Source organism: Agrobacterium sp. LMR679 (genome assembly GCF_027157905.1).
Taxonomy (GTDB): domain Bacteria; phylum Pseudomonadota; class Alphaproteobacteria; order Rhizobiales; family Rhizobiaceae; genus Agrobacterium; species Agrobacterium leguminum.
The window spans coordinates 949,285-970,424 of sequence record NZ_JAPVOJ010000002.1; the positions used below are offsets into that span (position 1 = coordinate 949,285).

A 21,140-nucleotide genomic window follows, 5' to 3' on the forward strand; every position below is an offset into this window, starting at 1 on the left:
GGCCGTCAGCTCATTCAGAAATGATCTTCACCCGCTGGCCTGGCTGAATGGTGGCCGTGGCGCTCATGGCGTTGATCATGCGGAACATGTCGAGCTTCCGGTCGGTTCCCATCATCCGCGCCGCCATCGTCGCGACGGTTTCACCGGGCTTCACCGTCACCACCCGCACCCTGAGCGGCTTCAGCGAGGCGATTTCCTGCGGCGTCATCTTGCGGAAGCTGGTGCGCAATGTATTGGCGATGGAATCGAGCTGCGTATTGCCCTTCGGCACGGCGGTCAGGAAACGGAATATCTGCTGGCCGACACGAATGACGGTAACGTCGAAGTCCCATTTATCCGCACTTGCCCGGGCCGTCGCAGCCTCCAGACCATTGATCTGGGTTTCCTTGACGGTTTCCGGCAACAGGCCGGCAACCCAGCCGCTGGTCAGGTAATTGGCAAGGCTCGTCTGTTTCGGATCGGCGACGCCGTCGAAACGGATGGCCATATCGCCCGGTCCCGTCGCCAGAACGGCCTCGACCTTGTTGTCGATGACGAAACCTTCCGGCACATCGAAACGAATGCCGAGCGTTCCGTGCAGGAATGTCTGGCCGCGGACATAACCTTCCTGCGGGCTGTCGCCATAAAGCAGACCGTCTATGCCATCCAGAAACCAGTCGCGACCACGATCACCGACCTGGCCGTCCTGGCCGAAGGCGCGGGCATGACGGCGCGCAAGCTCGATGCGCTGCGGCGTGTTGGGGTGGCTGGAAAGGAAGTCGAGGCTCTGGTCGTTTTCGGGGTCAGCCGAAGAGAACCGCGCATAGGCCGCCATGGAATCCAGAAAACGCGGCGAGGCAAAGGGGTCGTAACCGGCCTCACCCAGCATCCGCACGCCGATCACATCCGCCTGCAATTCCTGCTGGCGCGAAAAGGCCGCGAGCCGCAGCTTGCCGCGCGCAAGCGCCTGCTTGCCGGCAAGATCGCTCGACAGCACTTCGGCAACCACGCGGCTGGCAATCACCTCCGCCTCTTCGCGGCGCTGGCGTTCGATGCCGTGATTGGCGGTGACGTGGCCCATCTCATGCGAAAGCACGGCGGCCACTTCCGAAGCGTCGTTGGCAAGCGCCAGAAGCCCGCGCGTCACGTAAAGATATCCGCCCGGCAGCGCAAAGGCGTTGATGGCCGGCGAGTTGAGGATGGTGATGCGGTAAGACTGTTGCGGGTTTTCTGAAACGGCCGTCAGCGCACCGGCAATGCGCGCAACAAGCCGCTCCGTCTTGGCGTCGCGATATTCACCGCCATAACTCGCCACGATGCGCGGATGCTCGCGCGCGCCCATCTGGGCGCGGGGATCATTCTTCTGCACCTCTTCCACGGTCTGCGGATTATCCGACGGGCGCAGGGTGGACTGGTAGGCCGGGCTGAAGAGAGACTGGCACGACGACAGGAACACCGCAGACGCGGTCAGCACACAACAGGCTGCAGCCATCCTGCCCGAACGGCGAAGGCCTGAACGGGAGAAGAGCCTCCACTGTGCAGTCATGCTATTTCTCATTCTCTATGCCTGCCCCTAACGTTCCTGATCATCCGTTAATTGCAGACCAGAATAACAGATTCGCCCCAACGGGCGATGAATGCCGAAACGGTAAAAACGATCCATCAAGTCCGGATTATTCCTGAAGAACGCAATAATTCCCATCTTTTCTCGGGCAACAACTTGAAACTGACAAGTGCAAATTAGCGCCATTGAAGTCATCTAAAGCGATTGCCAGCGGCACACGTCGAAAATAAGGCGATCACCCGTTCAGAAAACTGTCCACCGCCTTCACATTTTGTGTGGCGAAGAAATCTGCGGTCGGGCCGGTATAGACAACCCGGCCGCGATCAAGAAAAACCACCTGCTGCGCCAGCTTCTTTATGTCTTCGGGATGGTGGGTGACAATAATCACCGTGTTTTTTGTTTCCTCATGCAAGTCGAGAAGCAGGGAGGTCATGCCCGCCCGCAGTCCCGGATCGAGTGCGGCAAAGGGCTCGTCGAGCAGCATGACCGGTTTTTTCCTGACCAGCGCCCGCGCTAGCCCCGCCCTCTGCCTTTCTCCGCCGGAAAGCGTGCCCGGTAAACGTTTGTCGAAACCCGCCAGACCGACACGTGCAAGCGCCATCTCAATCCGTTCCCGGTCTTCCAGCCGCAATTTCAGCCCGGGGCTGACACCGAGAGCGACATTGGTGAAGATATCGAGATGCGCAAACAGATTATTATCCTGAAAGATCGATGAGACCGGTCGTTCCGAAGGATCGAGCGCCGTCATGTCCTGCCCGCCGATCATCACGCGGCCGGAATCCGGCGCCTCGAAACCGGCGACGAGGTTGAGAAGCGTCGACTTGCCCGAACCGGACGCGCCGACGACGGCGATTATCCGGCTCTTTGGGAATGTGCAATCGAGGTCGAAATCCTGTGTTCCAAGCCGCAGCCTGACCTTGTCCAGTGCAACGGCAAAATCATCGCCTGTCATATGCTCGCCCTTGCTGATTGGGATTGCCGTGCAACACCGCCTGCGGCAAGCAGCAGGCAGACGACACCGAGAAGGAAGGCATAACCGGCGGCGTCATCGGTACGATAGCTGCCCATATTGCTGTAAACCAGCCATGGCAGGGTGACGAAACTTTCCGATCCGAACAGGGCAACCGCGCCTAAATCGCCGAGAGACAGCGCCATGGCGAAGGAAAACGCCATGGCCAGCGGCCGCCACAGAACCGGAAGATCGGCGAACCGCAGCCGCGTCAGGCCCTGAAGTCCGAGACTGGCGGAAAGCCGGCCGGTGCGCAAAAAATGACTGGTGCAAGCCGGCTCCAGCACGCGCATGGCAAGCGGCAAAGCCATCAGCATATTGATGAGCGCCACGAGGACCGGCGCATAGAAGCTGACATCGCCGAAAACCCGCAATAACAGGAACCACCCGCTTCCCAATACGACAGGCGGCACCAAAAGCACCAGCGAAGACCCTGCCCCCAGCATGGCGGAGAGGAAACGCAGGGGTTGCCCCGCCTGCCGTCTGGAGCCTATCGCCTGGCGTGCGCCGATGATCGCCATGCAGCAAAGCACGACAAGGGCTGCGGACAGTGCGGCGATTGCAAGACTGGTCGCCGCCGCACGCAGGAAAATAGGCGCGGACAGAAGACGCGGCAGATCGGCCCTCAAACCCGAGACAGCGATGGCGACAAGCGGCAGGCCGATCAGCAGAACAGCGAACACGATTGTCGCGCCATCCCAGAGACGGGCACCGATGCCCTTTCCGTCGAAACGGCGAAGGGAACGGCCAAGCGAGGGAATTTCCGCTTCGGGCGACGGCAAAAAGGCAAGAAGGCCGAGTAGGATTGCGGTGAGGCCAATCTGCAAAACCGAAAGCGCAATCGCCCGCTGCGGATCGAAATCGAACCGTAACGCCTGATAAATCGCCACCTCCAGCGTCGTTGCCGCCGGCCCGCCGCCCAACAGAAGAACGAGCGTGAAGCTGGTGGCGCACAGCATGAATACAAGCCCGGCAATGCCGGGGACGAGACGAGCGACCGCCGGCCATTCGATAAAACGGAAAATCGAAACCGGCCCCATGCCGAGGCTCGCCGCCATGCGCCAATATTCGCCCGGAATGCGCTCCAGCCCGGCCAGCATCAGCCGCACCGAAAGCGGAAGATTGAAAAACACATGGGCAATGAGGATACCGGACAGGCCGTAAATGCTGAAAGGCTCATTCGCCCCGGCAAAAACGAGGGCCGAATTCAAAACGCCCTGCCTGCCCCAGATGGTGATGATACCGAAGGCGCCGACGATCACCGGCAGACCCATCGGCACCGCCATCAGCCTGACGATCCAGATCCTTCCCGGAAACTCGCGCCGACGACAAAGCGCCAGCGCCACCGGCAGGCCGAGAACAATGGAAAGAAGGGTGGAAAGCGTTGCCTGATAAAGCGTGAAACGCAGGATGCGCAGCGTATAGGCATCCATGATGCCGGCAGCGGACGCACCGGCATCAAAAGACAGGAGAGCCGCAACCGCGAGCGCCATGAACAGGAAAACGGCGGCAAAAGCCGCCGTTCCGAAAATGATCGACCGCCGGTAATCGCGACGCAGCATCATGCGCGGGTGTGCCTCTTCCTCAATTCATGCTCATGGCGGCAAGCCATTCATCGATCCATGCCTTGCGGTTTTTCGCCACCTCTTCCGGATTCATCAGGAAAGTCTTCTGCGGCACGACGAGTTTTGAAAACGCCTCCGGCAAGGGCTTCGAGGTCGCCGCAACCGGCATCATCCAGTTGTTTTCCGGAATGGCATCCTGAAAACCGGATGTCAGCGTGAAAGCGAGGAATTGCTTTGCCAGCTCCTTATGCGGTGCATTTTTGAGGAGACCGGAAACCTCGATCTGGACGTAATGCCCTTCGGAAAAGGCGGCGGCCTGATAGCGATCCGTTTTTTCAGCGACCATGTGATAGGCGGGCGAGGTGGTGTAGGAGAGCACCATCGGCACCTCACCCTTGGTGAAGAGGCCATAGGATTCCGACCAGCCCGGCGTAACGGTGAGAATGCGCTTCCTGAGCTTTTCCCAGGCCTCCGGGGCCTTATCGCCGTAAACCGATTTCACCCATAGCAGCAGGCCAAGCCCCGGCGTGGAGGTGCGCGGATCCTGAATGACGATTTTCTGCGAGGGGTCGCCTTCCACGAGGTCTTTCAGGCTCGTGGGCGGGTTTTTCACCGTCTGCGTATCATAGATGACAGCGAAATGACCGTAATCATACGGAATGAAAACATCGTCCGTGTAGCCGCCCGGCACCTTCGCCGCCGATGCATCGATGCCGCTGACATCGAACAGACCGGTCTGTTTTGCTTCCGCGACAAGATTGGTGTCGAGGCCAAGCACGACATCCGCCTTGGACCCCGCCCCTTCAAGCTTCAGACGATTGAGCAGCGCCACACCATCGGCCACGCCGACGAAATTGACCGTGCAATTACAAACCTTCTCGAAGGCCTCCTTCACCTTGGGACCGGGACCCCATTCGGAAACGAAGCTCTCATAGGTGTAGACGGTCAGTTCCTGTTTATCCTGTGCGACGGCAAGACCGGGCAGAAACAGCGAGGCGGCAATGAGGGAATTCAGGAAAAGACGACGGCGCACGGGTATCTCCTCAAAAAAACGATAGGGAAATAGCCGCCTGCGTTAAAGCCGTCTAATCCCTCCGCCGGTATGAACCGGATCAGGTTCTTCGGGTTGGCAAGCCTCTCAGCCTTTTGCACTAAAGCGCAAAAGACACCCCGTTAGATCAAGATGATGGTGTAGTCCCGCCGTCCCTGATTGGCAAGATGGCCGAGGTCAGCCCTGCTCCGTCATATGCACCAGTTCCCAGACGTGCCCGTCGGGATCCTGAAAGCTGCCAGCATACATGAAGCCATGGTCCTGAACAGGTTTCCAGCCGCTGCCGCCGGAGGCAAGCGCCGTGGCGATCATCCGGTCGATTTCCTCCCTGCTTCCGGCGGAAAGACAGGTCAGAACCTCGGTGGTTCGCGTCGCATCGGCAATGTCGCCGTTGATGAAATCGCGGAAACGTCCCTCCTGGAGAAGCATCACAAAGATATTCTCTTCCACGATCATGCAGAGCGTGCGGTCATCCGAATATTCCGGGTTGAAACTGAAACCGAGAGCGGTGAAGAAGTTTCTTGATGTCTCGATATTCTTGACCGGCAGATTGACGAAAATCATGCGCATTTTCACAACTCCTCCAAACGAACGCCGGCATAGAACGGCAATTCTGCTTTTCTGTCAAAGGCTGAAGGAGGACCGGTCAAGCGGGGAACTGGTTGCCTTCAGCCCTCCAGTTCCTCGCGCAGCATCTCCAGTTCCAGCCATTCTTCTTCCATGGCCTCCAGCTTGTCGCGCAGCTTCGACATTTCCTGCGCTAGCGTGTTGAAGGCCGCCGGGTCCTTTGTGAAAAGTTCCGGATTGGCCATGCGCTGCTCGCGTTTTGCGATTTCGCCTTGCGCCTTTTCCATCTCCTTCGGGAGATTTTCGAGCGCGAATTTCTGCTTGAAGGAAAGCTTGCCCTTGGCCTTTGAAGGATCCTGCGATGCAGAGGCCGCAGGCGCGGCCTTCGCCTTTTCCTGTTTCTCAGCCTTGCGTTTTTCTTCCGCCGCACCCTTGCGCTGCGCCATCATGTCCGAATAGCCACCGGCATATTCGATCCATCGTCCGTCCGGTTCATCCGGATTGACGGGCGCGATGGTGGAGGTGACGGTGCGGTCGAGGAAATCGCGATCGTGGCTCACGAGGATAACGGTGCCGGAAAAGCCCGCAACGATTTCCTGCAGCAGATCGAGCGTTTCGATATCCAGATCGTTGGTCGGCTCGTCGAGGATCAGAAGATTGGTCGGCCGCGCCAGAATGCGCGCCAGAATAAGGCGCGCGCGCTCGCCGCCGGAAAGGTTGCGGATCGGCGTGCGGGCCTGTTCCGGCTGGAACAGGAAATCCTTCATATAACCCGTCACATGCTTCAATTCGCCGTTGACCAGCAGATTTTCACCGCGGCCATCGGTCAGATAATGCGCGAGCGTATCGTTGGGATTGAGATCCTCACGTTTCTGGTCGAGCGTCGCGATCTCCAGATTGGTGCCGAGCTTCACCGTGCCGCTATCGGGCTCCAGCTGGCCGGTGAGCATCTTCAGAAGCGTGGTTTTACCGGCGCCATTCGGGCCGACGAAACCGATGCAATCACCACGATGGACGCGCAGCGAAAACGGCGCGACGATCACGCGCTCGCCGTAAGCCTTGGTGATGGCCTCGGCCTCGATGACCAGCTTGCCGGATTCACGCCCTTCGGTAACGGTCGCCTGCACCGTGCCCTGAGGTCCCTTGTGGCCGCGATATTCCGCGCGCATGGCCTGAAGCTCGCCGACGCGGCGCATGTTGCGCTTGCGCCTTGCGGTCACGCCATAACGCATCCAGTGTTCTTCGCGCTCGATGGCCTTGCCGAGCTTGTGCTGCTCCAGCTCTTCTTCTTCCAGCACCTTGTCGCGCCATTCCTCGAAATGGGCAAAACCGCGATTGAGACGGCGCGACTGGCCACGATCCAGCCAGACGGTCGAGGTCGAGACCTTTTCGAGAAAACGCCGGTCATGCGAAATCAGCACCAGCGCGCTGCGCGTCTGCTGCAGCTCGCTTTCAAGCCATTCGATGGTGGGCAGATCGAGATGGTTGGTCGGTTCGTCCAGCATCAGGATATCGGGCTCAGGCGCCATGACGCGGGCAAGAGCCGCACGTCGCGCTTCACCGCCGGAGAGGCTCGCCGGATGTTCCTGCCCGGTGAGGCCAAGATGCTCAAGAAGATAGGTGACGCGATAGGGATCGTCACCAGGTCCGAGCCCCGCTTCGGCATAGGCCTGAACCGTGTCGTAACCGGCAAAATCCGGAGCCTGCTCCAGATAACGGATGGTGGCGGCCGGATGCCGGAAAACCTCGCCCGACTGCGCCTCGACCAAACCCGCGGCGATCTTCATCAGGGTGGACTTGCCGGAACCGTTGCGCCCGACAAGGCAGATGCGGTCGCCCGGTTCCACCTGGAGATTGGCGCCGTCGAGCAGCGGGGTCACGCCGAAGGTCAGCTTGATGTCATCGAGTTTCAAAATTGGGGGTGCCAAGGCGTCAGGCTCCGGTCAGATCATAAGGGCGGGCGAGCACGATGGCTTTTCCGCTTTTCAGCGAGAAATGCACGGGGCCGCCATTCGCGACATTGGAAATAGTGCGGGACGAACCGAAAGCAAGCGCGAAATCCTTCAGCGGATAACGCACATTGCCGATATCGAGCCCCTCAAGGGCGGTAAATCCGGCAACCGAAAACAGCGAAGCAGGCGGCAAATCGATATCCAGCGAACCGGCAAGCAGCGGCCGCGCCTCTTCTTCACCGGAGGTCAGCGTGACGTCGATACCATGTTCGGCGAGCGCCACCGCGTAAAGGAGATGCTGAAGCGCATGGTCGCTTCTCGCGCCTCCAAGCGCACCGACAAGCACCAGCGAATGCGCGCCACGGGAGAGAGCTTCCGATACCGCGATCTCGCCATCCGTCACCGCCTTTGCGGCCGGGTATGGCTGCCGCGCCACATCGGGCCAGGCCTCCAGCAAGTCTTTGCTGGCGGAATCGAAATCCCCGACCCACAACTCCGGCGCAAGGCCAAGCGGCCCGGCATGGCGCATGCCGCCGTCGGCCGCAATCACACGGCTATCCGCGACCGCCTCTTTCAGACGATCGGTCACCGTAACATCGCCGCCAAGCAGAATGGTGAAGCGCTCTTTATCCATGCCCTGCCTTATCGCACCTCGGCCAAAAATGGAAAGCGGAAACCCGATGAAATCGGCCTATATTGATTTTCGCCGGCTTCGGGATTATGAAACGCCTCAGTGGTGATTTGCCGACCGGCTTGCAGCCACTTTAAAGAAGTCGCTAAAGGGTCGAGGAAAAAGGCAATTTCCTGGGACCGGTCGCGATTTCGCTGCCGGTTTTTTTGTTTTCGCAACGTTCTTTACGTGATCCGGAAAAGAGAGTTCGACATGCCGATCAAGATTCCCGATACGCTTCCCGCTTTTGAGACCCTCGTTCATGAGGGCGTGCGGGTCATGACCGAAACGGCGGCCATCCGGCAGGACATCCGCCCGCTCCAGATCGGGCTTCTCAACCTCATGCCGAACAAGATCAAGACGGAAATCCAGATGGCGCGCCTTGTCGGCGCCTCGCCGCTGCAGGTAGAGCTGTCGCTGGTGCGGATCGGCGGCCATCGCGCCAAGAACACGCCGGAAGAACATCTTCTGTCCTTCTACGAGACGTGGGAAGAAGTGCGCCACCGCAAGTTTGACGGTTTCATCATTACCGGCGCGCCCGTGGAGACCCTGGCCTATGAAGACGTGACCTACTGGAACGAAATGCAGAAGATTTTCGAATGGACGCAGACCAACGTCCATTCGACGCTGAATGTCTGCTGGGGCGCGATGGCCGCCATCTATCATTTCCATGGCGTGCCGAAGCACGAGTTGAAGGAAAAGGCTTTCGGGGTCTATCGTCACCGCAATCTCTGCCCCTCATCGATCTATCTGAACGGCTTTTCGGATGATTTCCAGGTTCCCGTCTCGCGCTGGACGGAAGTACGCCGCGCCGATATCGAAAAACATCCGAAACTCGAAATCCTGATGGAATCCGAGGAAATGGGCGTTTGTCTGGTGCATGAGAAAGAGGGCAACAGGCTCTATATGTTCAACCATGTCGAATATGATTCGACCTCGCTTTCGGACGAGTATTTCCGTGACGCGAATGCCGGCGTGCCCATCAAGCTGCCGCATGATTATTTTCCGCACAACGACCCGGAACTTGCCCCGCTGAACCGCTGGCGCAGCCATGCTCATCTGTTTTTCGGCAACTGGATCAACGAGATATACCAGACGACACCTTATGATCTCGAATCCATTGGCAAACTCGCCGCGTAAATTGCGGGATTGCGAATTGCCGGGAAATGACGCAACGTCCGCCCGGCAATTCGCAACATCAGGGAGAATGACGGATGAGCGACGCGGCGGCTCGGGAGAATTTCGGTTTCACGGCGACCGGCGAAAAAGTCGAACGCGTCACCATCTCGAAAGGCGGGCTGACAGCCAAGGTCATCACCTGGGGCGCAGTCATTCAGGATCTGCGCCTTGAAGGCCACCAGCCGCCGCTCGTTCTCGGCTTCGATAAATTCGAGGACTATAAATATTCCTCCTATTTCGGCGCCACCCCCGGCCGCAACGCCAACCGCATCGGTGACGGCAAATTCTCCATCGACGGGCATGACTACCAGCTGGAGCTGAACGAAAAAGGCGTAACCCATCTGCATGGCGGTAGCGACGGCATGGGCAAGCGCAACTGGATGCTGATGGAACATGGCGAAAGCCATGCGGTTCTGCAGATCATCGACCCCGACGGCCGCGCCGGTTATCCCGGCAATTGCACGGTCACGGCCACTTATACGATCCTCGACGGCGGCGTGCTTTCGGTGGTCTATGAAACGGTAACCGACAAGCCGACCATCGCCAATGTCTGCCAGCATTCCTATTTCAATCTCGATGGCGCAGACACCGCGCTTGGGCATGAGATCAACATCGCGGCTGATTTTTACCTGCCCACCAATGACAAGCAGATACCGACGGGCGAAATCCGCTCCGTCGAAGGTACCGTCTTCGACCTGCGCCACCCGACACCGATGCGGCGCAAGGAGAATGGCGAGCAGGTTCTCTACGACCATAATTTCTGCCTGTCGCCCGAGCGCCGCGCAAAACGCAAGGTCGCCCGCGCCTATTCGCCGGCCTCCGATATCGCCCTTGAGGTTCACACCACCGAACCCGGTGTGCAGTTTTATTCGGCCTTCAAACTGGATGTCCCGGTTCCCGGCCTTGATGGCCGTCACTATGGCCCCTTTGCCGGTTTCTGCCTGGAAACGCAGATTTGGCCGGACGCCGTCAACCACGCAGATTTCCCGCACGCCATCCTGCGGCCGGGTGAAACCCTGCGTCAGGAAACCGACTATATTTTCAAGAAGGGCTGAAGCGGCGAGCCGGTGTCAATCCAGCACGCAGCCAACATAGCCGCCGGAAGCGCGGGCGCGCCGTTCGATAAGGCCGGCAAGCCGTTGCAGCCCGCGTCCTGGCTTGCTGGCGACGCGGTCTATGGGGTTAGGTAGCGAAACCGCCAGCAGCGCCGCCTGACGGGAGCTGAGTTTTGCAGCCGGCACCTTGAAATGGTGCTGGGCGGCAGCCTCGATTCCATAAATGCCCGGTCCCCATTCGGCAACGTTGAGATAAATCTCCATCATCCGTTTTTTGACCAGACGAAATCGGCGGCAATCGCCAGCGGCAGTTCCAGCCCTTTGCGCAAAAACGAGCGGCCGTTCCATAAAAACAGGTTCTTGGCCGTCTGCATTGGGATGGTGCTGGCCCCACGCGTCGCAGCCCCGTCGAGCGCATTACTGACCACGGACTGCATCTGGTTCCAGTCCACGCCGCCATGGAAACAGAATTGCCCGTCCTCGGACATCATCACGGATTGCACGAGGCGCGGCGAAATATCCTCAAGCGGCACCCAGCGCCGGTCATATCCCTGCAGGGTCACCAGATCGGCGAGCATCAGCGTCGAGACTGGCCGGATAAACGGCAACGCATAAACCGGAATCAGCAGATAGGGCAGGATCAGCAAAGCCAGCAAGGTCATGACGATACGCTTTGCCAACGTGCGAAAATCCACCTTCGGACTGCTCCGGTCTTCCGCCAGCACGGCGTAATCTGCGTCGCTTTCAGGCGTACTGCTCAATATTCGTCAAAGCCCCGCACCAATTGAAGCCTTTCATAGTCCATTGCCGCCTTCAAGGCGAGTCCGCTCAAATAGTTGCACCAATGGAATCACGAAAAGGTTTGCCTGCATTCGCGCGGCATGCCAAAGAGCGCGGCATGGACGCTGCGATGACAAATTTCGAAACGAAGCTGCGCGAAAACGCGGCTAAAACCGAAGCCCTGCTTGGCCGCCTGCTTTCCGGCGAAGCCCGCGCGGATGAGATCACGCGCCCGCAAAACCTGCTCGACGCCATGCGCCATGGCGTGTTGAACGGCGGCAAACGCCTGCGACCCTTTCTCGTCATCGAAAGTGCCGCCCTCGCGGGCGGGAATACCGAAGCCGCCCTTTATGTCGGTGCGGCACTGGAATGCCTCCATTGTTATTCGCTCGTTCATGACGATCTGCCGGCCATGGACGATGACGACCTGCGCCGCGGCCAGCCGACGGTGCACCGCAAATTCGATGAGGCAACCGCTATTCTCGCCGGCGACAGCCTGCTGACACTGGCCTTCGATATCATCGCATCGGACGAAAATCCGCTCGCGGCCGAGCGCAAGGCCGCGCTCGTACTCTCGCTTGCCCGCGCGGCAGGCATCGGCGGCATGGCCGGCGGCCAGGCCCTCGATCTCGCTGCGGAGAAAAAAGCACCAGATGAAGCCGGCGTCATTACATTGCAGGCTATGAAAACCGGTGCGCTGCTGCGTTTTGCCTGCGAAGCAGGCGCAATCATCGCTGGCAGCGATGTTTCCGAAAGGCAAAGGCTGCGTCTCTTCGGCGAAAAGATCGGCCTCGCCTTCCAGCTTGCCGACGACCTTCTGGATTTGACGGCCGATGCCGCCACCATGGGCAAGGCAACCGGCAAGGACGCCGCGCGCGGCAAGGGAACGCTTGTGGCGCTGCGCGGCGAGGACTGGGCGCGCAGCCAGCTGCGGGAGCAAGTGGCGGAAGCCAGCGAACTGCTGGCCCCTTATGGCGAAAAGGCCGCGATTCTCATCGCGGCCGCCAGATTCATCGCTGAACGAAAGAGCTGAGCGGCTTCCACTCAGCTTTTCATCACCCAATCAGCCCTTGAGCGGCGAAATCAGCACTTCGACGCGACGGTTCTGAGCGCGGCCATCCGGCGTTGCATTCGAAGCGATCGGCTGCGACGGGCCGAAGCCGAGCGTCGAAATACGGCGCTGATCGACGCCGCGCGCGCCGAGATAATTGGCGACCGATGCGGCACGACGCTCCGAAAGACCCTGATTGTAACCGGCACTGCCGGTCGAATCGGTATGGCCGTTGATGTCGATGAGCGTGCGGTTGAACTTGTTCAGCACGATGGCGACGGAATCGAGCGTCTGATAGAATGGCGGGATGACCTGATCCTGGTCCGTCGCAAAGGTGATGTTCGACGGCATGTTGAGAACGATGCTGTCGCCACGGCGGGTAACCGAAACGCCGGTTCCCTGAAGCTGGGCGCGAAGCTCGGCTTCCTGGCCATCCATGTAATTACCGATGGCGCCGCCGGCGAGCGCGCCGATGCCCGCACCGATAAGCGCGGCATTACGGCGACCGGTCGGCGAACCGCCGACAGCCAGACCGCCCAGAGCACCGACCACGGCGCCGATGCCGGCGCCGCCCGCCGTGTTCGACATCTTCTGCTCACCCGTATAGGGATCGGTGGTGGTGCAGGCGGAAAGATAGGTCCCGCAAAGGGCGACGATCGCGATTTTTTTGATCATGTGTTTTGATGCTCCGAGAGGTTCAGGAGGTATGACAGTGGAATTCCGGCCTTTTCACGGTACTCTTTACTCCGCCGCATCTTTCCGGCCAAAACGCTTTTCGATGTAATCGATCACAAGCGCTTCAAAATCGGCGGCGATATTGGGACCACGCAGGGTCAGCGCCTTTTCACCGTCGATAAAGACGGGCGCTGCCGGGCTTTCGCCGGTTCCGGGCAGGGAAATGCCGATATCGGCATGTTTGCTTTCACCGGGGCCGTTGACGATACAGCCCATGACGGCAACGTTGAGCGCCTCGACACCCGGATATTTTTCACGCCAGATCGGCATGTTCTTGCGAATATCGTTCTGGATGTTCTGGGCAAGTTCCTGAAAGACGGTGGACGTGGTGCGCCCGCAGCCGGGACATGCCGCAACGACCGGAATGAACTGACGGAAACCCATGACCTGCAGCAGTTCCTGCGCCACCTGCACTTCGCGGGTGCGGTCGCCATTCGGCTCAGGCGTCAGCGAGACGCGGATCGTATCGCCGATGCCGTGCTGCAGCACATAACCCATGGCGGCGGATGAGGCGACGATGCCCTTGGAGCCCATGCCCGCTTCGGTGAGACCGAGATGCAGGGCGTGGTCGGAGCGTTCCGACAGCATGGAATAAACGGCGATCAGGTCCTGCACCTGGCTGACCTTGGCCGACAGGATGATGCGGTTGCGCGGCAGGCCGATCTCTTCGGCAAGCTCGGCGGAAATCAGCGCCGACTGAACAATGGCCTCACGCGTGACCTGACGGGCGGAGAGAGGGAAGCCCTGCTCCTTGTTCTTGTCCATCAGCGTCGTCAGAAGCTCCTGATCGAGCGACCCCCAGTTGACCCCGATTCGCACCGGCTTGTCGTAGCGGATCGCCATTTCGACGATCTCGCCGAACTGCTTGTCCTTCTTGTCCTTGAAGCCGACATTGCCCGGATTGATGCGGTATTTCGCCAGCGCTTCGGCGCAGGCCTGATGATCGGCCAGAAGCTTGTGGCCGATATAATGGAAATCGCCGACAAGCGGCACATCAAGCCCAAGCCGCAGCAACCGCTCGCGGATTTTCGGCACGGCGGCCGCACTCTCGTCGCGGTCGACGGTGATGCGCACGATTTCCGAACCGGCCCGGAACAACGCCGCCACCTGTTGCACGGTGGCGTCGATATCCGCCGTATCGGTGTTGGTCATCGACTGCACGACGACGGGCGCGCCGCCACCGACGATGACACCGCCCACGTCTACGGCGACGGATGCGCGGCGGGGCTTGGGATCGTAATCGGCATGTGACGTCATGGCGGTCTCTGGAGCTTGCGGCAAGGTCTGGCAATTGAGGTGAAACAGGCAAGCCTGCTTGTCAACACCCAACGCATGAGAGCTTCTACTTTACCGCAATCATGGCAAAATTCGAGACGCCTATTCCTTGCCCGCGCCATCCGCATGGCGGGCGAGCCGCGACAGTAACAGAACCACCACATGCAAGAGCGGCAGGGCGATGAAGACGCTGGCAAGACCGGTATGCTCGGCAATAAAGCCGATGGCCGATGGCGCCACCAGAATACCGGAATAGCCCATGGTGGTGACCACCGAGAGACCAATGCCGGGCGCCAGTCCCGGCATGTTGCCGGCGGCGGAAAAGGCAATCGGCACCATGTTGGAAATGCCGATGCCGGCAATCGCGAAGCCGATGATCGCAATAGTGGAATTTCCCGCAAGACCGGCAATCAGGAGACCGATAATCGACATGGCCGAACAGAAGCGCAGGGTCGTCACGGCGCCGAAGCGGTCACGTACCAGATCACCGGCAAAACGCATGGCCGCCATGGTCATGGAGAAGGCCGCGAAGGCGAAACCGGACTGCGATACCGAAGCGCCGAGTTCATTGCGCAGATAAAGAGCGCCCCAGTCGAGGATAGCGCCTTCCGGAATCATCGAGAACAACGCCATCAGGCCGATAATCCATGGCAGCGGCGTCAGCGGCAGGCCGCCTTTCGGGCGTTCCTCCTCCGGATGCGGACGATCCGCAAGGACGCGCGGCCACGCGATGACCAGCAGCACGAGTGCGATGACGGTTAGCGCAATGGCATGTCCCTGCACGCCGATGGCCGTGATGAGATAACCGCCAAGACCGGCGCCAATCAGGCCGCCTAGGCTCCAGAAGGCGTGGCACGACGACATGATGGCGCGGCGCATATCCCGCTCCACCGCTACCGCATTGGCGTTCATGGCGACATCCATGGCCCCCGTCAGCCCGCCGAACAAGAACACCGCAATCACCCCGGCCCACACCGTGCCTGCCCAGGAAATGAAAAGCAGAGTCGGCAAAAAGATCGCCGCAGTGACGAGGCTCACCGTACGCGAGCCGAAACGGGCGATCTGCGAACCGGCAATCGGCATGAAAACCAGCGAGCCGATGCCGAAGACCAGAATGATCAGGCCGAGCGCGCTCTCACTGAGGGACAGGCGCGCCGCAAATTCCGGAATCTTGGGCGCCCATGATCCCATCATGAAACCGTTCATCAAAAACAGCAGGGAAACGCCCAGCCTGTGCCGAGTCAGATAGGACGAGCGTATGCCTGTCCGCGAAAATGTCGTGGGGCCATTCATCGGCAATATCCTTCAGACTTGACCATGAGAAAACTGAGCGACGTCATCATCGCCGCAATAAACCTGTACGCCCTTTGCCGACAGCGCCGCGACGAATGCGCGGTCGGCATCCTGCTCCAGCACGAGGGAAAGAGGCGGAGAAAAATCATGCACATGGAAAGCTGCCCTGTGGCCGAGCTTTTCCGTGGTGATGGCGGCGACAATCCGCTGGCTGGCGCTGCAGGCGAGCCGCTTGAACACCGCATCCTCGAAAACATCCGCCGACAGACCCGTCTCGGCCGCAACGCCGCAGACACCGAGAATGCAGAGATCGGGCCGCATCAGTTCGAGCTGCCGAAGCGCCATGGCGTCAATCGCAGCACCTACGGCCGGATCGACCTTGCCGCCGATCAGCACCAGATCGATATCGGCCCGCCCCGTCAGTTCAGCGGCAATGGCGGGCGTATTCGTCACCACCGTCAGGTTGAGCCCGGCGGGAAGCGCCCTTGCAATGGCGAGATTGGTGGAGCCGGCGTCGATGAAGACGACCATGCCCGGCGCGAGAAGCGGGACAACGGCGCGCGCCAGCAGTGCCTTGCGGTCAGCATCCTCGGCAATGCGCGTCTTCAGCGGCACCGTTTTGCTGTCGGAAAGCAACGCCCCGCCATAAACCCGCAGGCATTCTCCCCGGGCTGCCATCTCACGCAGGTCGCGGCGCACGGTGTCTTCGGAAACGCCAAAATTCTGCGCGAGATCCTGCGCCAGGACCCGGCCGCTTTGCCGCAACTGCGCAAGGATGAGCGCCTGCCGCTCGCTGACAAAATGATCGCTCATCGGAACTCATGCATAAACCGGAATAAACGTGCACGAACATGCATATTCGAGTTTTCACGGCTACGCAACAAAAAACGCCCGCCGGAGAGGCGGGCGTCTGACACTGCATTGATGATCGGATACGGCTTTATTCCCCGTAAGCGATCAACAGATCCTTCGCATCGATCTGATCGCCCGGGCGTACCAGAACTTCGACGATCTTGCCGTCGCGTTCGGCGTGAAGCGCGGTTTCCATCTTCATCGCCTCGATGGAAAGCAGCACGTCGCCGGCCTTGACCTCCTGGCCCTGGTTGACGAAGACGCGGCTGATCACGCCCGGCATCGGCGCGCCGATATGGACGGCATTGCCGGGTTCGGCCTTGCGGCGCACGGCGGAGCCGGAAGCGCCATGGGCACGATCCGGCACCTTGATGCGGCGCGGCTGGCCGTTGATCTCGAAGAACACCGTCACCATGCCCTTGTCATCCGTGCCGGACGAGGCTTGATTGACGATGACAAGCGTTTTGCCGCGTTCGATATCGGCAAACAGTTCCTCGCCATCCTCCATGCCGTAGAAATAGGCATGGGTGGGCAGCACCGAAACCGGGCCATAGGTCTCGGCTGTCAGCGCGAAATCCGTGAACACCTTCGGATACATCAGATAGGACGCGAACTCGAAATCGTCGACCTTGCGCTCCAGCTTGGTCTCGATCACCTTCCGTTCGGCATCGAGATCGGCATCTTCCAGCAGCGAACCCGGACGAACCGTATAGGGCGCTTCGCCCTTCAGCGCCTTTTTCTGCAGGGCTGCCGGCCAGCCGCCGGGCGACTGTCCAAGATCGCCCTTCAGCATCGACACCACCGATTCCGGGAAAGACACTTCACGATCGGGGTTTTCAACGTCGGCCACCGTCAGATCCTGGCTGACCATCATCAGCGCCATGTCGCCGACGACCTTGGAGGACGGTGTCACCTTGACGATATCGCCGAACATCCGGTTGGCGTCGGCATAGGCCTGCGCCACCTCGTGCCAGCGGCTTTCGAGACCCAGCGAACGCGCCTGTTCCTTGAGGTTGGTGAACTGGCCGCCCGGCATTTCGTGCAGGTAGACTTCCGAGGCCGGTCCCTTGAGATCGCTCTCGAAGGCGGCATACTGGTTGCGCACAGCCTCCCAGTAGAAGGAAATGCGGCGGATCCACTCGGTATCGAGACCCGTATCGCGTTCCGACCCCGCCAACGCCTCCACGATCGAGCCAAGGCATGGTTGCGACGTATTGCCGGAGAAGGCATCCATTGCGGCATCGACGGCGTCGACACCGGCATCCACGGCCGCAAGAACGGTCGCGGCGGAAATGCCCGAGGTATCGTGGGTGTGGAAGTGGATCGGCAGACCGGTCGCCTCACGCAACGCCTTGAACAGAACCCTGGCGGCGGCCGGTTTCAACAGGCCCGCCATGTCCTTGACGGCGATGATATGAGCGCCGGCCTTTTCAAGCTCGGCAGCAAGGTTGGTATAATATTTGAGATCGTATTTCGGACGCGCCGAATTCAACAGATCGCCGGTATAGCAGATGGTCGCCTCGCAGAGCTTGTTCTCCTCGGCAATCGCATCCATCGAAACACGCATATTCTCCACCCAGTTCAGGCAGTCGAAGACGCGGAAAAGATCGACCCCGCCCCTTGCGGCCTGGCGGACGAAATATTTGACGACATTGTCCGGATAATTCTTGTATCCCACGCCGTTCGCGCCGCGCAGAAGCATCTGCAGCAGCAGGTTCGGCGCGCCTTCGCGGATCAGCGCAAGACGCTCCCATGGGTCTTCCGTCAGGAAGCGCATGGAAACGTCGAAGGTCGCCCCGCCCCAGCATTCCAGCGAGAGAAGCTGCGGCAGCGCCTTGGCGTAAACGTTGGCGACGCGGGCAATATCATGGGTGCGAACGCGGGTGGCGAGCAGCGACTGGTGCCCGTCGCGCATGGTCGTGTCGGTAACCAGAACGCGTTTTTCATTGCGCATCCAGTCCGCAAAGCCCTTTGGGCCAAGCTTGTCCAGCAACTGCTTGGTGCCATCGGGCGTCGGCGCATCGATATAAGGCACGACGGGCTTTGCCGCCTTTTCGGACGGCCTGGCGCGACCCTTGGTTTCAGGGTGGCCGTTGACGGTCACGTCGGCAAGATAGGTCAGGAGCTTGGTGGCGCGGTCCTGACGCTTGACCTGCGCAAACAGTTCCGGCGTCGAATCGATGAAGCGGGTCGTATAGGTATTGTTGCGGAAACTGTCGTGACCGATGATGGCTTCGAGGAAGGTGAGGTTCGTTGCCACGCCGCGGATACGGAATTCGCGCAGCGCGCGGTCCATGCGGTTGATCGCCTCATCCGGTTGCGGCGCCCAGGCCGTTACCTTGACGAGCAGCGGATCGTAATAGCGGGTGATGACGGCGCCGGTATAGGAGGTGCCGCCATCCAGACGGATTCCGAAGCCAGAGGCGGAACGATAGGCGGTGATACGACCGTAATCCGGAATGAAATTATGTTCCGGGTCTTCCGTCGTGATACGGCACTGCAGCGCGTGGCCGTTGAGACGGATATCCTCCTGGCGCGGCACGCCGGATTCCGCGGTGCCGATCGCAGCCCCTTCGAGAATATGGATCTGCGCCTTGACGATATCGATACCAGTCACGACTTCGGTGACGGTATGCTCCACCTGGATGCGCGGATTGACCTCGATGAAGTAGAATTTGCCGGTATCGGCATCCATCAGATATTCGACCGTGCCGGCGCCGATATAATTGGTCGCGGCAGCGATCTTCAGGGAGTAGGCAGCCAGTTCCTGGCGCTGCGCTTCGGTGAGATAGGGCGCGGGCGCACGCTCGACCACCTTTTGATTGCGACGCTGGATCGAACAATCACGCTCGAACAGATGCACGACATTGCCGTGTGTGTCGCCGAGAATCTGGCTTTCGACGTGACGCGCACGCTCGACCAGCTTTTCGAGATAGACCTCATCCTTGCCGAAGGCGGCCTTCGCCTCGCGCTTGGCTTCCGTCACCTCGCGGGCGAGATCTTCTCGTCTGCGGATGGCGCGCATGCCGCGTCCGCCGCCGCCCCAGGAGGCTTTCAGCATGACGGGATAGCCGATTTCCTCGGCCATGCGCTCCACCTCGGCGATATCGTCCGGCAGCGGATCGGTAGCGGGAACAACGGGGACGTTGACCGAGATCGCCAGATTGCGCGCAGCCACCTTGTTGCCGAGCTGGCGCATCGTATCCGCCGTCGGCCCGATGAAGGTGATGCCGGCCTTGTTGCACGCCTCCACGAATTCGGGGCTTTCAGACAGAAGACCGTAACCGGGATGGATCGCGTCCGCTCCGGAGAGCTTGGCTACGCGAATGACCTCCTCGATCGAAAGATAGCTCTCGATCGGCCCCATATCCTTGGCGAGATGCGGCCCCCTGCCGACCTGATAGGATTCGTCCGCCTTGAAGCGGTGCAAAGACAGCTTGTCCTCTTCCGCCCAAATCGCAACGGTTTTAATCCCAAGCTCGTTCGCTGCCCGGAAAACGCGGATCGCAATTTCGGATCGGTTGGCAACAAGTATTTTCGATATTTTCAAGACGGTCTCCCCACACGCCAAAACAAAATTTCTGCTGCACTGCGGAATTAAGCAGCAAAACCCGGTCTTGGAAAGGGCAATTCCGGCGAGAACTGTCCTGTTTGCGCTAGCTCAGCAAACCATGACGAAAAGCAAGCGCTACGGTATGCTGTCGGTTCTTGGCGCTGAAACGGCGCTGAATTCCGTTGATATACCAGTCGACCGTGTGGTTGGAGATCGATAGTTGGCGTCCAATTTCGGTGGAAGTCATACCGTCCGCCATCAGCGTCAGCACCTCCATTTCGCGCCTCGTAAGTTCGAGAGCGGAAACGTCAGGGGCATTGCTGAAGCCGTGGGCCTGCCCGGAAAGATCGAGCAGGCGCCAGAACACGGCACGCGTGGCCGCATCGAGCAGTTCCACCTGCAAAGAGGGCAATTGCCGATCCTGACCGCCAATGAAGACCGCACCGATGAAGCCCGCACGGCCGTGAACGGGAAAGGCATAACCGCCCTGCAGACCGTACCGGCCGGCATCGTGGAAAAAGACGCTCGCCCTTTTGCGATGCATCGCACGCGGCAGGCCCTCCAGCGCTTCCTTCCACTGAAACGGCTTGTGCACCATGCCGATCACCTTGCGGACGGGATCGACGAGATTGTATTTCTTGGCCCTGTAGACCTCCAGCCAGCCTTCGGGCAGATGTTGCGCAAGAATGTGTCCGGTGGAGGCGAGCTCCCCGGTCATCCGCCTGCTGACGAGAAAATATTCGAAACCGTATTCGCGAACGAGCGTTGCAAATTCGGAACGAACACGGTCGGCGCTTCCCGCCTGGTAACACGCAGAGATGAAGTGAAGAATATCATGCATAAAGACACGTGGTCCGGAGCTTGGCTTGAAGGGAATGACACGAAGGACGTGGTCCCGCGATGACGTCATGTTACTCGGGCGCCGGTCGGTTGAGATTGAACATATCGTCGTTAGCAATCCCTGAAACGAAGATGCGAAATCTTGTGACGGCAGGCCCCGGGAAACATCG

16 protein-coding genes, 1 pseudogene and 2 riboswitches are annotated in these 21,140 nt (G+C 59.9%); of the genes and pseudogenes, 3 read left to right on the top strand and 14 right to left on the bottom strand.

The genetic code is table 11. The features are described 5' to 3' along the window. Positions 1-10: 10 nt before the first annotated feature. The 7 genes from O3W47_RS15385 to O3W47_RS15415 form a co-directional block, all read right to left on the bottom strand. A complete protein-coding gene (locus O3W47_RS15385) occupies positions 11-1,471 on the bottom strand; it encodes a M48 family metalloprotease (protein WP_162936761.1) in 1,461 nt (486 codons plus the stop codon). 307 nt (positions 1,472-1,778) lie between these two features. Then, positions 1,779-2,495, bottom strand: a complete 717-nt coding sequence (locus O3W47_RS15390) for a thiamine ABC transporter ATP-binding protein (protein ID WP_269314078.1) — start codon at positions 2,493-2,495, stop codon at positions 1,779-1,781. Then, positions 2,492-4,117 (bottom strand): thiamine/thiamine pyrophosphate ABC transporter permease ThiP, encoded by a 1,626-nt coding sequence (gene thiP, locus O3W47_RS15395; RefSeq protein WP_269314079.1) that lies wholly within the window; start codon positions 4,115-4,117, stop codon positions 2,492-2,494. The genes O3W47_RS15390 and thiP overlap by 4 nt, the downstream gene beginning before the upstream one ends. A gap of 19 nt (positions 4,118-4,136) precedes the next feature. Then, positions 4,137-5,150: a thiamine ABC transporter substrate binding subunit gene (thiB, locus tag O3W47_RS15400; RefSeq protein ID WP_269314080.1), complete on the bottom strand. Its 1,014-nt coding sequence runs from the start codon at positions 5,148-5,150 to the stop codon at positions 4,137-4,139. Positions 5,151-5,189: 39 nt separating this feature from the next. Continuing rightward, positions 5,190-5,300: riboswitch (TPP riboswitch) on the bottom strand. A 45-nt stretch (positions 5,301-5,345) separates the two neighbouring features. Then, positions 5,346-5,738, bottom strand: coding sequence for a VOC family protein (locus O3W47_RS15405; protein WP_003520331.1), 393 nt, complete (start codon positions 5,736-5,738; stop codon positions 5,346-5,348). Positions 5,739-5,836: 98 nt separating this feature from the next. Beyond that, positions 5,837-7,663 (bottom strand): ABC-F family ATP-binding cassette domain-containing protein, encoded by a 1,827-nt coding sequence (locus O3W47_RS15410; RefSeq protein WP_269314081.1) that lies wholly within the window; start codon positions 7,661-7,663, stop codon positions 5,837-5,839. Between the two features lie 4 nt (positions 7,664-7,667). Continuing rightward, positions 7,668-8,321, bottom strand: coding sequence for a thiamine diphosphokinase (locus tag O3W47_RS15415; protein WP_269314082.1), 654 nt, complete (start codon positions 8,319-8,321; stop codon positions 7,668-7,670). 89 nt (positions 8,322-8,410) lie between these two features. Further along, positions 8,411-8,487, top strand: a riboswitch (SAM riboswitch). Positions 8,488-8,570: 83 nt separating this feature from the next. Here O3W47_RS15415 and metA point away from each other — a divergent pair. Further along, a complete protein-coding gene (gene metA / locus O3W47_RS15420; protein WP_080815578.1) occupies positions 8,571-9,497 on the top strand; it encodes a homoserine O-acetyltransferase MetA in 927 nt (308 codons plus the stop codon). A gap of 74 nt (positions 9,498-9,571) precedes the next feature. Beyond that, positions 9,572-10,591 (top strand): aldose epimerase family protein, encoded by a 1,020-nt coding sequence (locus O3W47_RS15425; protein ID WP_127756513.1) that lies wholly within the window; start codon positions 9,572-9,574, stop codon positions 10,589-10,591. A gap of 15 nt (positions 10,592-10,606) precedes the next feature. Here O3W47_RS15425 and mtgA read toward each other — a convergent pair. Continuing rightward, positions 10,607-11,352 (bottom strand): annotated as a pseudogene (mtgA, locus tag O3W47_RS15430) (monofunctional biosynthetic peptidoglycan transglycosylase). 137 nt (positions 11,353-11,489) lie between these two features. Between mtgA and O3W47_RS15435 the strand changes: the two are divergent. Further along, on the top strand, positions 11,490-12,404 hold the full coding sequence (locus O3W47_RS15435; RefSeq protein WP_269314083.1) for a polyprenyl synthetase family protein: 915 nt from the start codon (positions 11,490-11,492) through the stop codon (positions 12,402-12,404). A gap of 30 nt (positions 12,405-12,434) precedes the next feature. Here the strand turns inward: O3W47_RS15435 and O3W47_RS15440 are convergent, their stop codons facing one another. The 6 genes from O3W47_RS15440 to O3W47_RS15465 form a co-directional block, all read right to left on the bottom strand. After that, positions 12,435-13,097 carry an OmpA family protein gene (locus O3W47_RS15440; protein WP_003520323.1) on the bottom strand — a complete coding sequence of 221 codons (663 nt, stop codon included), beginning with the start codon at positions 13,095-13,097 and terminating at the stop codon, positions 12,435-12,437. Between the two features lie 66 nt (positions 13,098-13,163). Further along, a complete protein-coding gene (ispG, locus tag O3W47_RS15445; RefSeq protein WP_269314084.1) occupies positions 13,164-14,414 on the bottom strand; it encodes a flavodoxin-dependent (E)-4-hydroxy-3-methylbut-2-enyl-diphosphate synthase in 1,251 nt (416 codons plus the stop codon). A gap of 120 nt (positions 14,415-14,534) precedes the next feature. Further along, complete coding sequence (locus tag O3W47_RS15450) at positions 14,535-15,725, bottom strand: MFS transporter (RefSeq protein ID WP_269314085.1); 1,191 nt, start codon at positions 15,723-15,725, stop codon at positions 14,535-14,537. Positions 15,726-15,737: 12 nt separating this feature from the next. After that, positions 15,738-16,538, bottom strand: coding sequence for a DeoR/GlpR family DNA-binding transcription regulator (locus O3W47_RS15455; RefSeq protein ID WP_269314086.1), 801 nt, complete (start codon positions 16,536-16,538; stop codon positions 15,738-15,740). Between the two features lie 127 nt (positions 16,539-16,665). After that, positions 16,666-20,127, bottom strand: a complete 3,462-nt coding sequence (gene pyc, locus O3W47_RS15460; protein WP_269314087.1) for a pyruvate carboxylase — start codon at positions 20,125-20,127, stop codon at positions 16,666-16,668. 106 nt (positions 20,128-20,233) lie between these two features. Continuing rightward, positions 20,234-20,971: a helix-turn-helix transcriptional regulator gene (locus tag O3W47_RS15465; protein ID WP_269314088.1), complete on the bottom strand. Its 738-nt coding sequence runs from the start codon at positions 20,969-20,971 to the stop codon at positions 20,234-20,236. Positions 20,972-21,140 lie beyond the last annotated feature (169 nt).